General features: G+C 61.7%; 13 protein-coding genes. 4 read left to right on the top strand and 9 right to left on the bottom strand.

Annotation, left to right across the window (positions count from 1 at the left end; all coding sequences use genetic code 11):
• Positions 1-45 precede the first annotated feature (45 nt).
• The 6 genes from flgE to UW3_RS0119820 form a co-directional block, all read right to left on the bottom strand.
• Positions 46-1,419 carry a flagellar hook protein FlgE gene (gene flgE / locus UW3_RS0119845; protein ID WP_010224962.1) on the bottom strand — a complete coding sequence of 458 codons (1,374 nt, stop codon included), beginning with the start codon at positions 1,417-1,419 and terminating at the stop codon, positions 46-48.
• A gap of 31 nt (positions 1,420-1,450) precedes the next feature.
• A complete protein-coding gene (gene flgD, locus UW3_RS0119840) occupies positions 1,451-2,173 on the bottom strand; it encodes a flagellar hook assembly protein FlgD (RefSeq protein ID WP_010224961.1) in 723 nt (240 codons plus the stop codon).
• A gap of 15 nt (positions 2,174-2,188) precedes the next feature.
• On the bottom strand, positions 2,189-2,632 hold the full coding sequence (gene flgC, locus UW3_RS0119835; protein ID WP_010224960.1) for a flagellar basal body rod protein FlgC: 444 nt from the start codon (positions 2,630-2,632) through the stop codon (positions 2,189-2,191).
• Positions 2,633-2,635: 3 nt separating this feature from the next.
• Positions 2,636-3,043, bottom strand: coding sequence for a flagellar basal body rod protein FlgB (gene flgB / locus UW3_RS0119830; RefSeq protein ID WP_010224959.1), 408 nt, complete (start codon positions 3,041-3,043; stop codon positions 2,636-2,638).
• Between the two features lie 225 nt (positions 3,044-3,268).
• Positions 3,269-4,096, bottom strand: coding sequence for a protein-glutamate O-methyltransferase CheR (gene cheR / locus UW3_RS0119825; protein ID WP_010224957.1), 828 nt, complete (start codon positions 4,094-4,096; stop codon positions 3,269-3,271).
• Between the two features lie 52 nt (positions 4,097-4,148).
• On the bottom strand, positions 4,149-5,078 hold the full coding sequence (locus UW3_RS0119820) for a chemotaxis protein CheV (protein WP_010224956.1): 930 nt from the start codon (positions 5,076-5,078) through the stop codon (positions 4,149-4,151).
• 69 nt (positions 5,079-5,147) lie between these two features.
• On the opposite strand from UW3_RS0119820, the gene flgA reads away from it, so the two are divergent.
• The 4 genes from flgA (at position 5,148) to UW3_RS0119800 (ending at position 7,723) form a co-directional block, all read left to right on the top strand.
• Positions 5,148-5,900, top strand: a complete 753-nt coding sequence (flgA, locus tag UW3_RS0119815) for a flagellar basal body P-ring formation chaperone FlgA (protein ID WP_010224954.1) — start codon at positions 5,148-5,150, stop codon at positions 5,898-5,900.
• 168 nt (positions 5,901-6,068) lie between these two features.
• Positions 6,069-6,386, top strand: a complete 318-nt coding sequence (gene flgM / locus UW3_RS0119810; protein WP_010224952.1) for a flagellar biosynthesis anti-sigma factor FlgM — start codon at positions 6,069-6,071, stop codon at positions 6,384-6,386.
• Between the two features lie 45 nt (positions 6,387-6,431).
• Positions 6,432-6,899, top strand: a complete 468-nt coding sequence (locus UW3_RS0119805; protein WP_010224951.1) for a flagella synthesis protein FlgN — start codon at positions 6,432-6,434, stop codon at positions 6,897-6,899.
• 80 nt (positions 6,900-6,979) lie between these two features.
• On the top strand, positions 6,980-7,723 hold the full coding sequence (locus UW3_RS0119800; protein ID WP_010224950.1) for a flagellar brake protein: 744 nt from the start codon (positions 6,980-6,982) through the stop codon (positions 7,721-7,723).
• A 101-nt stretch (positions 7,724-7,824) separates the two neighbouring features.
• Here the strand turns inward: UW3_RS0119800 and UW3_RS27355 are convergent, their stop codons facing one another.
• The 3 genes from UW3_RS27355 to UW3_RS0119785 form a co-directional block, all read right to left on the bottom strand.
• Positions 7,825-9,162, bottom strand: a complete 1,338-nt coding sequence (locus tag UW3_RS27355) for an MFS transporter (RefSeq protein WP_036994460.1) — start codon at positions 9,160-9,162, stop codon at positions 7,825-7,827.
• Positions 9,163-9,299: 137 nt separating this feature from the next.
• The gene (locus tag UW3_RS0119790; protein ID WP_193384796.1) at positions 9,300-10,541 is read right to left on the bottom strand and encodes a glutamine synthetase family protein; all 1,242 of its coding nucleotides are present in this window, start codon (positions 10,539-10,541) and stop codon (positions 9,300-9,302) included.
• Between the two features lie 227 nt (positions 10,542-10,768).
• Positions 10,769-14,239, bottom strand: a complete 3,471-nt coding sequence (locus tag UW3_RS0119785; RefSeq protein WP_010224947.1) for a glycosyltransferase — start codon at positions 14,237-14,239, stop codon at positions 10,769-10,771.
• Between the last annotated feature and the right edge of the window lie 100 nt (positions 14,240-14,339).

Here is a 14,339-nt window from a genome sequence, read left to right as displayed (position 1 = left end):
CTTCCGAGAAAGGGGTCTGTCCACACTCAATTCACGCCACCCGAATCAGGTCATCTGAATGATGGTCTGCATGATGGTGCTCTGGGTGGAGATGGTTTTGGCGTTGGCCTGGTAGTTGCTCTGCGCCTTGATCAGCTCGACCAGCTCGTTGGTCAGGTTGACGTTCGAGGCCTCCAGCGCGTTGGACTTGATCGCGCCCAGGGTGCCAGTGGTCGGCGCATCGATACCCGGAATGCCCGAGGCGAAGGTTTCTTTCCAGCGCGTACCGCCCATCTGCTCCAGGCCCTGCTCGTTGGCGAAGCTGGCGATGGCCACCTGGCCAATGGCGCGAGACTGCTGGTTGCTGAAGCTGGCGAACATTACACCGGTGGAGTCGATGCTCAGGCTGGAGAGAATGCCGGTGGCATAGCCGTCCTGGGACTGGGACATCCGCGCCGTCTCGGTGTTGTAGGAGGTGGTGCTGTTCATCGACAGACGCATGCCATCCGGGTTGCCGCTCGAACCGTTAGGACCCCACGTATTGGTAGTCTTGTTATACACCGCCGGAATCCAGCCCTTCATGGTGAAGGTGTTGTTGGCCACACTGAACTCGTACTGACCTGGCGGCGTGGTCGGCACACCGGCGGCACTGGTGGACATGGCCTTGATGCTGCCATCGGAGTTGAAGCTCATGGTGCCGGTCAGTGGCGTGGCGCTGGCCGGATCGTAGGGGTTGCGACCGTCGACCAGGGTGTACATGGTCCACTCGTTGGTGTCGGTCTTGCGGTAGTACTGCTCCATGACGTGCTCGTTACCCTGACTGTCGTAGACCTTGGTCGGGAACGACTTGGTGTAGGTGCTTTCGTCAGTCGGGTTGAACGGCGCGTTGGGGATAGTGGCAGCCGGGTTGCTCGGATCAGGCTTGGTCAACGGAATCGGCGATGCCGACGAGTTCAGGTTGATACCCTGGTCGATCAGCGTGGTCGACTTCGGCGCCAGCGCCGAGGTGTCGATCTTCAGATCGGTCAGCACGCCCTTGGCAATCTTGCCGGTGGAGTCAGCGGCGTAACCCTGCAGGCGGATACCGTCCGCGGTGACAACGTAGTTGTCCTTGTTGGTCTGGAACGCACCGGCACGGGTGTAGCTCAGCGAGCCATTGTCGCTGAGGACGAAAAAGCCCTGCCCCTGGATACCCATGTCCAGCACGTTGCCGGTGTTGTTGACATCACCCTGGCCAAACTGCTGCGACACCGCTGCCAGGGTCACGCCGTTACCGACGGTCTTGCTGCCGACACCGAGCTTGCTCGCCGAATAGGCGTCAGCGAACTCGGCACGGGACGATTTGAAGCCGGTGGTGGCAACGTTGGCGATGTTGTTGCCGGTCACGTCCAGTTGCTTGTTGGCTGCATAGAGACCGCTAAGGCCGATATTGAAAGACATCTTTCCACTCCTTGTGCCGCGTTAGCCGGCTCTATATACCGATGGTTTGGACTTTGGACAGGGCAACGCTGCCCAGGCCGGCGAGGTTGAGCATCAGCTCGCCACCCGTCTGACTGATAGTGACGCTGCTGACCGTGGCCGGCAGCAAGGTGTACATCTCCACCTGCTTGCCCTCGACCTTGGTCTTGGCGGCAAAGCTGTAGGTGCCCGGGTCGACTTTCTGGCCCGCGTCGTTGGTACCGTCCCAGATGAACTCGGCGTTGCCCGCCTTGGTTTCGCCCATCTGCAGGGTCTTGACCACCTTGCCATCCTTGTCGGTGATGGTGATGGTCGCGGCACTGATGCTCTGTGGCACCACCACGGAGCCGGTGAAGCTCTTGGTGGTGTCGACCACCGCCTTGTCGCTCTGGGTGATGACCGAGCGGCCGACCAGCGACGAGGCCTGCAGGGCCTGGGACGACTTGTAGTTGCCGGTGATCGCGTTGACCGACTCGTTCAGGCTGGTAATGCCTTCCAGGCTACTGAACTGCGCCAGCTGGGCGACGAATTCACTGTTGTCCTGCGGGTCGAGTGGGTTCTGGTGCTGCATCTGGGTAACCAGCAGCTGCAGGAACGCATCCTTGCCCAGGGTTTGCTTGTTGCCGGCCTTGGCGGCGACGGTGCTGCCCAGGGAACTGGTCTCAGTGGTCTTCTTGCCGGAAGACTTGATGACGTCGTTCAGGCTGAGCGTGCTGTCTTTGACGGTAGTAGCCATTGGCTTAGTCCTTTATCACTGACCCAGGGTCAGGACCTTCTGCATCATGGTTTTAGCCGTGTTCATCAGCTCGGCATTGGTCTGGAACGAGCGGCTGGCGGAGATCATGTCAGCCATTTCTTCCACCACGTTGACGTTCGGGTAGTAGACATAGCCGTCCTTGTTCGCCGCCGGATGATTCGGCTCGTAGCGCGCCTCGAGGTTGCTCTGGTCTTCGACCACGCCAAGCACCTGCACGCCCTGCCCTGCAGCGTCCTGGTCCTGGAACAGCGATTGGCTGACACCGGCCTGGGCCTGCTGGAAGGTGGTGGCGAATACCGGATGACGGGCGCGGTAGGTCTGGTCGATGCTCGACGAGACAGTCTCGGCGTTGGCGATGTTCGAAGCGACGGTGTTCAGACGCGTGGTCTGGGCGCTCATGCCGCTACCGGCAATGTTGAAGACACTGGCGAGGGACATGACTTACTCTCCGCGCAGGGCCGATACCAGCCCTTTGAATTTACTGTTGAGCAGCGTGAAGCTGGCCTGGAAGCCCACGGCGTTTTCCGCGTAGCTCGATTGCTCGAGCTGGGCATCGACGGTGTTCTGGTCGATCGACGGTTGCATCGGCGTACGGTACTGCAGGGACTCGTCACCCATGCTCAGGCCTTCGGCCTCGATGTGCCGGGCGTTGGTACGATCCAGCGAGAAATGGCCCTTGCTGGTCTGCTCGGCCTGGGCCGCCAGGACCGAAGCGAAGTCCATGTCGCGCGCCTTGTAGTTCGGCGTGTCGGCGTTGGCGATGTTGTTGGCCAGCACCTCGGCGCGCTGGGCGCGAAAGCCCAATGCCTTTTCGTGGATGCCGAGCGCTTTGTCGAAGCTGATGCTCATGTCGGGGAAACCTTCGAAGGTTTTTCGTTGACTGAGCTAGAGCAAGAGCCATGCCAAAAAACAAAACCCCGTAAATACGGGGCTTTGAGGCGTTTGCCGCTGGCGGCAATGCCAGAAAAGTGGCAAAAGAGCGGCAAGCGGCAAGCTTCAAGCGGCAAGAACAAGCCAGGCGGTGCACGATCTGCTCTTTCTTGCCGCTTGAAGCTTGTGGCTTGCCGCTAAGGCCTATTTGGCCTGATAAATGATCCCCGGGCTGCACTGGACCATCTGGTAATGATCCGGCAAGCCATTGAGCGCCTCGGAAGCGCCAAGGAACAGGTAGCCACCCGGCTTGAGCGTGCCGTGAATGCGCAGGAGGATGTCCTTCTTGACCTGGGCCGAGAAGTAGATCAGCACGTTGCGGCAGAACACGATGTCGAATTTGCCCAGGCTCGCGTAGCTGTCGAGCAGGTTGAACGAGCGAAATTCGACACGGCTGCGGATCGGCGCCTTGATCGCCCAGCGCCCCGGCCCCTTGACGTCGAAGTAGCGCTGCAGACGCTCCTGGGACAGGCCGCGGGCAATCGCCAGGCTGTCGTACTCGCCGGTCTTGCAGTTGGTCAGCATCGAGCCGGACAGGTCGGTGGCAACGATCTGCGCCCCCATCTTCAACTGGCCGATATTGCTGCGCTCGAACTCGTCGATGGCCATGGAGATGGAATACGGCTCCTGCCCCGACGAGCAGGCCGCCGACCAGATGCGCAGGCGCTGACCGGGGTTGGCCTTGATCTGCTCGGGCAATACCTTGTTCTTGAGCACTTCAAACGGATAGGTGTCGCGAAACCAGAGGGTTTCGTTGGTGGTCATGGCATCGACCACCTGCTCGCGCAAGCCACTGCGCGGCTGGCTCTGGATCCGTTGCACCAGTTCGCTCAGGGACTTGATGCCCTGCTGCTCCATCAGCTTGTTGAGACGGCTGGAGACCAGGTATTGCTTATTTTCGCCCAGCAGGATGCCACAGGCTTTTTCCAGGAAGACCCGGAACTGTTCGAAATCCAAATTACCCGTAGACAATGATGCCGCCTCTTAAATCGTATGTACCGCCAGGGGCGATCGCCCCTGGCCGTTAGTGCGTGGCCTTGATCCGATCAACAACGCGCTGGGCGAGGTCGTCCGGCCGGAATTTGGCCAGGAAGTCATCGGCACCGACCTTCTTGACCATCGCCTGGTTGAACACCCCGGACAGCGAAGTATGCAGGATGATGTGCAACTTTTGCATGCGCGGGTCGCTGCGAATCTCGGCGGTCAGGGTGTAGCCGTCCATCTCCGGCATCTCGATATCGGAGATCATCATCAGGAACTCTTCTTCCGGACGCTTGCCCTCGTCGACCAGCTTGCGCAGGTAGTCGAGCGCCTGGCGGCCATCGTTGAGCGCCACCACCTCGACGCCGACGGTCTGCAGGCAACGGCTGACCTGCTTGCGCGCCACCGACGAGTCATCGACCGTCAGCACCCGCAGCATCACCGCCTTGTCCTGCACCTCGGCATCGACCACACCGGCGGAAATCGCCTCGGAGGTCGGCGCCACTTCGGCGAGGATTTTCTCCACGTCGATGATTTCGACCATCTTGTTGTCGACCCGGGTCACTGCCGTCAGGTAGTGATCGCGCCCGGTGCCCTTGGGTGGCGGATGGATCTCCTCCCAGTTCATGTTGACGATGCGCTCCACCGAATGCACCAGAAACCCCTGGGTCTTGGTGTTGTACTCGGTGATGATGACGAAGCTCTTGCTTGTTTCTTCACTCAGACCGGGCATCCCGGTCGCCATCGCCAGATCGAGGATCGGGATGGTTGCCCCACGAATATTCGCGACCCCGCGCACTACCGGGCTGGACTTGGGCATCACCGTCAGGTTCGGGCATTGCAACACTTCCCGCACCTTGAACACGTTGATGCCGTAGAGCTGCTCGCCATTGAGGCGAAACAACAGCAGCTCCAGGCGGTTCTGCCCTACCAGTTGCGTGCGCTGGTTCACCGAATCCATTACACCAGCCATGCCAGACTCCTTCACCAAACGCTTCGAGCTTCGTACCCAGTCGGCACGCGCTTTGCTTTTTTTAATCGTATGAACACGAAAACGACATTTTTCCGACGCCTGACCCGCCACCTGCCCGGCTTCCTTGCTGCGCTGTGCCTGCTGGCCCCTGGCGTTCGAACTCTGGCTGACGCTTTCACCTTGCCTGAACAGCTTATCGGTGTCACCCAGGGGTTTCTTGAATTCACCGTAGAAGACTATCTGGCCACCAGCCAGACCGAGGGCCGCTACGAGATCCAGGTCAACAACCTCGACCCGCGCCTGCGCATGCCGCTGTGCGACCAGCAACTGGGCGCCTCGCTGGAGAGCCCGGCGCAGCCATTGGGCCGTGTCACCGTGCGGGTTCGCTGCGACGGCAGCTCACCGTGGACGGTGTTCGTGCCCGCCCAGGTACGCCTGTTTCGCAATGTCGTGACCGTGGTCCGCCCGCTCAAGCGCGACAGCATTGTCGGCGAACAGGACGTAGCCCTGCGCGAGCGCGATGTAGGCATGCTCAACCAGGGTTTTCTCGGCAACCTCGACCAGGCGGTCGGGCTCAAGGTTATCCGACCAACGGTCATGGACCAGGTACTCACCCCCCAGCACCTGGAGCAGGCCGAGGTGGTGCGCAAGGGTGATCAGGTGGTGATTACCGCGCGCAGCGGCAGCCTGGCCGTGCGCATGCCCGGCGAAGCCCTGAGCAAGGGCGGCCTGAGCGAACAGATCCGGGTGCGCAACCTCAACTCCAAGCGGGTGGTCAAGGCCAGGGTGACCGGCCCGGGCCAGGTGGAAGTGGCCATGTAAGTACTTGAATCAGGAACAACACTGGCGATCAGGAACTGCTTTTCCTAAACTGTGTCCCATTGGGTGCCCAGAACTGGCCGCGCAGGCCGCCGTGCATTTGCGCCTAAAGTTTCTTTCGGGTTGGCCGAAAACAAGGCAAGCGTCCAAATACCCAGAGGTTTTCTGATCATGGTCATCGACTTCAGTCGTTTGAATAACTCCCCGTCGGTTGCCGGCGGCGTGCGCACTGGCAGCAGCCAGGAAAGTACTGCCAGCACGGCTTCGGCCAAGGCCGGCAGCGCCGTTGAGCACAGCGCCAGCGGGGAAACCGTACACCTGAGCCACGAGGCCCAGCAGTTGCAAAAGGTCAGCGACAAGCTGCGCGACCAGCCGATTGTCAACAGCGCCCGGGTGGCCGAGTTGAAACAGGCTATCGCCGACGGCAGCTACCAGGTCGACAGCAACCGCGTCGCCAGCAAACTGCTTAATTTCGAAGCCCAGCGCTAGCCCCTGGCGCGCTGACTTCAGGACGCTTGAACCAAAGAGCCAGCCATGCACGACACCACTCTGCTGCAACTGATCGAGAGCGATATTGCTCCTGCGCAAGATCTGCTCGAGTTACTGCAAACCGAAGCCGCTGCCCTGCACGGTCGCGACATGCCGCTGCTGGAAAACATCCTGGCGCGCAAACAGTCGCTGGTGATCCAGCTCGATCAGCAAGGCCGCCGACGCAGCGAGCTGCTGGCCAGCCTGGGCCTTTCCCAGGACCGCGAGGGTGTTGCCCAACTGGCCAGCCAGTCGCCTCTGGGTGAACTGCTGCTGCAACAACTGGACGCACTGGGCAAATTGCTGGGCGACTGCCAGGCAGTCAATGAGCGCAACGGCCGCGCCATCCTGCTCCAGCAGAGCACCACGGCCAACCAGATCAAAATCCTCATGGGCGGCGAAACACCGTCGCTTTACGACAGCCGTGGGTCAACCTCTCCCCTTGCCAAGCCACAGGCACTCAGCCAGGCTTGATTCCCTGTATCAAGGCACGGAACATACTGGCAAAATGCCGTAACTTGCGTGTGACGTTTTTGCCTGGAGATTGATTAACCGTGTTCAATGAAGCAGAAGCTCCGCAGCCTCCGAAGGTGCTGACTACCCCTTTGGAAATTGCCGCCAACTTGCGGTCGCTGCAAGAGAGCCATGACCCGCTGATCATCACCTTCCACGAACGCAGCCAGCGTTTTCAAAGCTATGTGGTCGAAGTCGACCGCGAAGGCAATCGCCTGGCCCTTGATGAAATGATCCCCCGTGACGGCGAACGCTACCTGCAGAATGGCGAACCGTTTCGCGTCGAAGGCTTTCATGATGGTGTGCGCATCGCCTGGGAGTGCAACACCCCACTGAGCATTGTCGAGGCCGACGGCCATCGCAGCTACCGCGGCACCCTGCCCAGCGAAGTGGCCTATCACCAGCGCCGCAATGCCTTTCGCGCGGCACTCAAGCTTACCCAGCTAGTGGATGTTGTCCTCGACGGCGACAAGCTCAAGGGCAATGGTGCCCTGCGCGGCAAACTGCTGGACATTTCCGCCACCGGCTGCAAGTTGCGCTTCGAAGGCAATGTCGAAGAGCGCCTGCAACTGGGCCAGGTCTACGAAAAGTTCGCCACCGGTGTGCCGCTGGGCTTGTCTCAGGTTGAGGTGGAACTGCGCCACTTGCACTTCGAAGAGCGTATCAACGCCACCTTCGCCGGCGTGCGCTTTCACAACCTCAACGGGCAGATGCAGCGCAAGATTGAAACCTTTGTCTATCAGTTGCAGCGTGAAGCGCGGCGCTTCGATAAAGACGACTACTGAGTCGCAACCAATCGCTGGCAACGCCAGCTCCCACAGGTGCGCTGCATACGTGGGAGCCGGCCTTGCCGGCGATGGGCCGCAACGCGGCCCCGACCACTCCATCACACCTGCATCGGCTTGACCTCTTCAGCCACAACCTCAGCTTCAGCCCCCTCCTCCGCCTCGGTATCCTCTGCTGCCACCGGCGTCTGCATCTGATCCTGCACCACCTGCTCGTCAACCCGTGGGTCCAGCGCTGCCGACAATGGCGAACCGGCCGCCGGCATGGCCACGTGATGCAGCGGCGCGTCGTCGACCTGGTGCAGGCCGGTAACCGCTTTCGGACGGATGCGCCAGACCAGCACCAGGGCGAAGAAGACGAAGAAGGCATAGAGCATCTGGTTGCCCAGCACCTTCATCAGCACCCCAGCCACCAGCGGCCCGATACTCGCGCCTACGCCATAGGTCACCAGCAGCATTGCCGTCAGCGAAACCCGTCGCTCGCTCTCGACGTGGTCGTTGGAGAACGCCACCGCCAGCGGGTACAGGCAGAACTGCAGCAATGACACGGCAAAGCCGACTACGAACAGCACCTCCAGCGGCACGCTGGGCATGATCGCCAGCGGCAAGGCGACAATCGCCAGGCCCACCGCAACACTGCGAATCAGCACGGCGCGGTCGTAGCGATCGGACAACCAGCCCAGCGGCCACTGCACCAGCAGCCCGGCAAAAATACAGCAGCCCATGAACAGACCGACCTGCTCGGTACTCAACCCCTGCTTGGCTGCATACAACGGTGCCAGGCCATAGAAGGAACCGACAATGAGCCCGGCACCGAGCACCGTACTCAGCGACTGCGGCACACGCTTGATAAAGAAGCGCGGCTCCATCGGCGCAGGCCGCAGCGGCGCCGGGTGAATCCGCCGAGTGAGCGCCACCGGCACCAGGCACAGGGCAAAACACATGGCCACCAGCATCAGCAGCTCAAGGCCCAGCTGCGGGTGCGCCACCAGAATCAACTGGCCGAGCACCAGCCCCAAATACGAGGCGATCATGTAGCCACTGAATACCGCACCACGCTGTTTGGCGTCAGCCTGCTCGTTAAGCCAGCTCTCGATGACCATGTACTGGCACATCATTCCCAGGCCGACGATGACCCGCAGTACCACCCAGGCCGGCAACCAGCTGACCAGACCATGGCCGAGCACCGCCGCCCCGACGATACCGGCGCAGGTAGCGTAGGCACGGATATGCCCGACCCGGGCAATCAGCCGGTGGCCGATCTTGCCGCCCAGGGCCAGGCCGAAATAGTTGGCGGCCATCAGTGCACCGACCCAGAGGCTGTCGACATGATCGGCAGCCAGGCGCAGGGCCAGGTAGGTACTCAACAAGCCGGAGCCGATCAACATCATCAGCGCCGCGAAATACAGCGCGCGAAAAGACTTCCAGATCTGTCGCATCAGCGTCCCGATTGGCTCCTTGAGCGGATGGAAAAACTGCTTGAAAGCATAAGTGAAAAAAACCGCCTTGCCGTCGGCGAGCATAAAAAAACAGGTGGCAGAGCGTTTTCGAAAAATGTCCGCCACCTGCCTTGATGCTATGCCTGGGCGGCCAGTACGCGGCGCTCCCACGGAGTGATCTCATCGAGGAAACTGCTCAACTCCAGCGTCTTGGTGGCGATGTAGCCTTCGATGAACTCCTTGCCGAACAGTTCCCGCGCCAAGTCGCTACGCTTCAGACGCTCCAGGGCCGCATGCAAGGTACATGGCAGGCTCAATTGATCCGGCACCTCGAACTCGCCCTGGATAGCCGGGGCGGGTTCGAGCTGCCGCTCGATGCCGTGCAGGCCCGCCGCCAGGCTTGCGGCGATCGCCAGGTACGGGTTGGCGTCAGCGCCCGGCAAGCGATTCTCGACCCGCCGCGCCTCCGCCGAGCTGGCCGGGATGCGCAGGCCGGCGGCACGGTTGTCTTCGGACCAGCAGGCATTGTTGGGCGAGGCATAGGGGTGACACAGGCGCTGATAGGAGTTCACGTTCGGCGCGAACAAGGCGGTGAAATCCGCCAGGCACGCCTGCTGGCCGCCGATGAAGTGATAGAAGGTCGGCGTCGGTTTGCCCTGTGCATCGCTGAACACATTGCCGCCGCCCGCCACCTCGACCACGCTCTGGTGAATGTGCATGGAACTGCCCGGCGTGTGCGCCAGCGGCTTGGCCATGCACACCACGGTCAGGCCATGCTTGAGCGCAACTTCCTTGAGCAGGTGCTTGAACAGCAGGGTCTGGTCGGCCAGCAGCAGCGGGTCGCCGTGCAGCAGGTTGATCTCGAACTGACTGACGCCCATCTCGTGCATGAAGGTATCGCGCGGCAAGCCCAGGGCGGCCATGCAGCGATAGACCTCGTTGAAGAACGGTCGCAAGCCGTTGTTGGAACTGACGCTGAACGCCGAATGACCTTGCTCGCGGCGACCATCCTTGCCCAGCGGCGGCTGAAACGGCTGGTTGGGATCGCTGTTGGGGGCGAAGACAAAGAACTCGAGCTCCGTCGCCACCACTGGCGCCAGGCCACGGGCAGCGTAACGGGCGAGCACGGCCTTGAGCAGTCCGCGAGTGGACAGGCCCGAGCTTTCACCACTGAGCTCTAGCGCATCACAAATCGCCAGGGCCCGGGGCTCATCGCTCCAGGGCAGGCGATAAATATGGTGTGGATCGGCCACCAGCGCCAGGTCGCCGTCGTCGCTGCCATAGAAGCGCGCCGCCGGGTAACCGCCCATGATGCATTGCAGCAGAACGCCGCGGGCCATCTGCAGGCGGCGACCTTCGAGAAAGCCTTCGGCGGTCATCACCTTGCCGCGAGCAACGCCGTTGAGGTCCGGGGTAATGCACTCGATTTCATCAATGCCCGTCAATCGCTCGGCGAGAGAACGTTGGCCATTGCTCGTCATGACTTGGTCCTTGTTATCTTTAACAAGCCGCGAACGGCGACCCCTCAACATAGTCTCGGGGTGTTAAAAATATCAAGCACTCACACCAGGGCAATGCCATTGGCATTGCCCTGTAGAGACAAGCCTCAGTCGCCGAGCCAGGCGCTGCGCCATGCATCCAAAGTACCCTGGTCAAGCATCCACTCACGCTGCACCGCCGCCCGCAATTGCAGACCCGCCTGGCGCAACGCGCAGCGGTCGGCCAACTGCGCACGGATGGCCTGTACCCAGTCAGCGGGACTGTTGTTGACGCGAGTGACCGGCAACGTCGTGCGATAGCCAGGCATGTCACTGCAGACTACCGGGAAGCCGCAGGCACCATACTCCAAGAGACGCTCAGGGCCCTTGAACTCGCTGCCCAGGCTCGCCCGCAAAGGTGCCAGGGCCAGATCCAGATTGAGGCGGGCCAGCGCCTGGGCACGCTGTGCTGGCGCAACAACGGGATGAAGCTCCTTGATATGCGCACGCAGCGCGGGCGGACAGCAGCCGTACATGACCCAGTCGACCTCTGCCGACAGGGCCTCGATCACCTCGGCAATCGAGGCAAGATCGTCCGCCTCCGCCGGCGCCCCAAACCAACCCACCCGCGGCCGCGCCGGACGCTGCGCCGCAGGTTCCGGCAGCAGCCACTGCTCAGGGTCCAGACGACTTTCGATCAAGCGCACATCTGCATGCAGATGCCGCCCGACCTCGGCCATCATCGAAGTCGCCACCACCACCCGGTCGACCTCAGCCAGCATTTCACGCAGCAACTGCATGTCTTCACGGGACTCGGGCAGCACATCCAGCTCGTAGACCCGGGCAGCGCTGGAGTACGCCTTGATGCTGCGCAGCGCCTGGAGCTTGGCCGGCTCTGCACGCCCGTGCATGACGATCACCTGGGCACCAAAGCGTTCGAGCTCGACAGCCCCGGGCAGGGTTCCAACCTGAGCGGTCTGAATCGTTGCCAGTTGTTGATGGCGGTGCAGCGGCTGGCCCAGACGATCCCAGGCGCTGTAGCTTTGCTGATCGACATGGGCCAGAACGACCGGCGCGCCGAGGCTGAACAACGGCCGCCAGTTCAAGGCCAGCGAGCCGAGCATGCTGGCGCTGCGATCATCCAGCGAAACATTGCCGTTGCAGGCCGGGTCGCGGGCAAGCTTCGCCAGCCAGCGCTCACACAGTGCACGCTGGGTCGTGCCGGCAAACGGCGCGAGCTCGGCAGTGTTCATGTACAGGCAGCGCGCTGCCCACACCGTCAGATAGCCATGCTGCCCCAGGCGCAGGCACAGGTCGACATCGGCGCCTTCGTCGGCGAAAGCCGACGCATCGAAGCCGCCCGCCTCGGCAAACAAGGCCGTACGCACCAACAGGCAATCCTGTGTCACCGCGCTGTAGTTCTGGTCCAGCTGCAGACGACCGAGGTAACCGGACGCTTCGCCGCTGTCACCGGCAAACACCCGGCCGGCCCCGGAAAACACCCCGGGAAGCAAACCGGCGTGGGAAATTTTGCCATCCGCCGAAAAACCCTTGCCGCCGACCACTGCCACTTCCGGGCGCAAACCGTGATTGAGCAGGTGCTGCAACCATTGCCCCTCGATCACCGCCGATTGGCTGGAGAAGAACAACAGCAACTCACCCGAGGCGTACTCGGCACCGAGGTTCCTTGCCGCACTGGCAGTGCACAGGCTTTCGGCACGCACGATGCGCAATTGCCCCGGGGTGAACTGTTCGACATCCTGCAACCACTGGCTGACCTCCTGCGGCGCGTCACCGCACTCAACCACCAGCAATTCGTAGTGCGGGTACTGCGTATGCTCCAGCACGCTGGTGAGGCAGCGCTCCAGTGCCGCCAGATCGCTGTTGGCGACGACCACGATCGAGACCAGGGGCTGATGCACATGCCCATAATCAATGGCAAAGCGGCCCTCACCGAACGCCGACACCTGGGCATCACTGTAGCCACGCGCATCCAGGTGCTGCGTGATTGCCAAGTGCCCGGTATTGGCCTCAATAACGGGCGGCCGGCTGAACAACAGCGGTTCTGGAATGTGCCCGAAACCATTGATGCCATGCTGGTTGACCAGGCGCAGAATCAGCTCGAACTCCATCGCCCCAGCGAAGCCTTCGCTAAAGCCGCCACAGGCCAGCAGTGCCTCTCGGCTGAACAGCCAGTGGCCAGCCATCACCGAAGGATTGCTGAGCAAAAAGTCCAGGTTGAAGCCCGGCCGCAACCCTACGCTGACCTGCCCCTTGGCATCACGCGTGGCGTAATCTGCGAACACCGCCGCACAGGCTGCAGCACCCGGCAGCTCGAGGGCGACGCAAGTGAGGCCGGCGGCGGTAAATTCCTCCCCTGCCCGGGCCAGCAGCACCCAATCACAGCGGCTTTGCTCAAGCAACTGGTTGAGCTGGGCAGCCAGTGCGTGCGGCAGCAGCTGCATCAACGTGCAAGGCGAAGGGCCAGCCTGCACTTGCGGGTCGGCGCTGAGCACCATGACCTGCGGGGTATAGGCCGAATCCTGGCGATACAGGCTGTCAAGCGTAAGCTGCAGCGCCTGGCGGTCAGCGTCAGGGTCGAGGACAATAATGCCGATGTTCGGCTGCTGTGCCCGGCCCTGCAAATGCTCGGCAAGCAACCGGCGATGTTCAGCACCCAGCACACGCCCGTCCATCCAGTGGGCAGTGAACAGCGCCGTTTGCACACGGATCGAGTTATCGATGATCATCTTCATGAGGTTGACCGGCTGGAACAGCGAGCCGGGTTGCAGCGGTGCCACATCAACCATCACACCGCCTGAAGGATCAGCCCAGCCCAGCTCATAGACGCTGCGGGTAAAGTCCTTCTGCCCTTGGCCAGCCTCCAATTGGGCCCAATTGACCCGACTGAACTGCTGTTGCGACACCCGATAGCGGGTCAATGGCCGCTCCAGCAAGGCCAGGTTGCCCCGCTGGAACAAGCGCGCCGCCATCGCCATGTCACCGAAGCCGACGATCAGTTTCCCCTGCAGCGACATCACCTGGTCGCCGAATGCCAGCAGATCCTCACGTCGGCACAGCATGCAGCTCGGCTCACCGATGAAGTTGAGCGGGTAGCGCGCCAGGAACGCGACCAGTTGCGGCCCATCGATCACCACATCGTCAGCGAAGGGGAACATGTACGGCAATTTCGGCGGGGTGATTTCACCTTTCTCGTTGATCACCAGCCGTCGCGAGGATGCCAGGGCGATCGAGGGATCGCGCTCCATGACCTCGACCAGCGTGGCAACGCAATCGGGCAACAGCTCGTCGTCATCGTGCAGGGTCTTGATGTACTTGCCACGCGCCGCCTCGACACAGGCGACGGCATTGGGGATCTCACCAAGCGGCTGCTCGTTGTAGATGTAATGAATCGGTACCCGGCTGCTGTCGCGATAACGCTCGACGATCGCCGCGATCGCACCGCTGCGATTATCGTCGCAGATCACGATCTCGAGATTTTCGTACGTCTGGTTACAGGCGCTCTGCAGCGCTACCTCGAAGTAGTCAGACTTATAGGCGGGAATAACAACGCTGACCAGCGGGTTCGACGTAAGCATAGGAATTCAGGCACCACCGACAAATAGACAGGACACCCGCGCCGAACAGCCAAAAAGCCGACACCGCGAGCCGCGCCTAGCGCCAAAGCAAGTTCCAAGC

Origin of the sequence: Pseudomonas donghuensis (assembly GCF_000259195.1) — a bacterium.
In the GTDB taxonomy this organism is placed as follows: domain Bacteria; phylum Pseudomonadota; class Gammaproteobacteria; order Pseudomonadales; family Pseudomonadaceae; genus Aquipseudomonas; species Aquipseudomonas donghuensis.
The sequence above is the reverse complement of the archived record's forward strand: the minus strand, read 5'-3'. Positions and strand labels throughout refer to the sequence as shown.

Coding starts and splice junctions, on each gene's coding strand:
- flgE (WP_010224962.1), bottom strand. CDS start 1,419: ATGTCTTTCAATATCGGCCTTAGCGGTCTCTATGCAGCCAACAAGCAA.
- flgD (WP_010224961.1), bottom strand. CDS start 2,173: ATGGCTACTACCGTCAAAGACAGCACGCTCAGCCTGAACGACGTCATC.
- flgC (WP_010224960.1), bottom strand. CDS start 2,632: ATGTCCCTCGCCAGTGTCTTCAACATTGCCGGTAGCGGCATGAGCGCC.
- flgB (WP_010224959.1), bottom strand. CDS start 3,043: ATGAGCATCAGCTTCGACAAAGCGCTCGGCATCCACGAAAAGGCATTG.
- UW3_RS0119820 (WP_010224956.1), bottom strand. CDS start 5,078: ATGGCTGGTGTAATGGATTCGGTGAACCAGCGCACGCAACTGGTAGGG.
- flgA (WP_010224954.1), top strand. CDS start 5,148: ATGAACACGAAAACGACATTTTTCCGACGCCTGACCCGCCACCTGCCC.
- flgM (WP_010224952.1), top strand. CDS start 6,069: ATGGTCATCGACTTCAGTCGTTTGAATAACTCCCCGTCGGTTGCCGGC.
- UW3_RS0119805 (WP_010224951.1), top strand. CDS start 6,432: ATGCACGACACCACTCTGCTGCAACTGATCGAGAGCGATATTGCTCCT.
- UW3_RS27355 (WP_036994460.1), bottom strand. CDS start 9,162: ATGCGACAGATCTGGAAGTCTTTTCGCGCGCTGTATTTCGCGGCGCTG.
- UW3_RS0119790 (WP_193384796.1), bottom strand. CDS start 10,541: ATGACCGCCGAAGGCTTTCTCGAAGGTCGCCGCCTGCAGATGGCCCGC.
- UW3_RS0119785 (WP_010224947.1), bottom strand. CDS start 14,239: ATGCTTACGTCGAACCCGCTGGTCAGCGTTGTTATTCCCGCCTATAAG.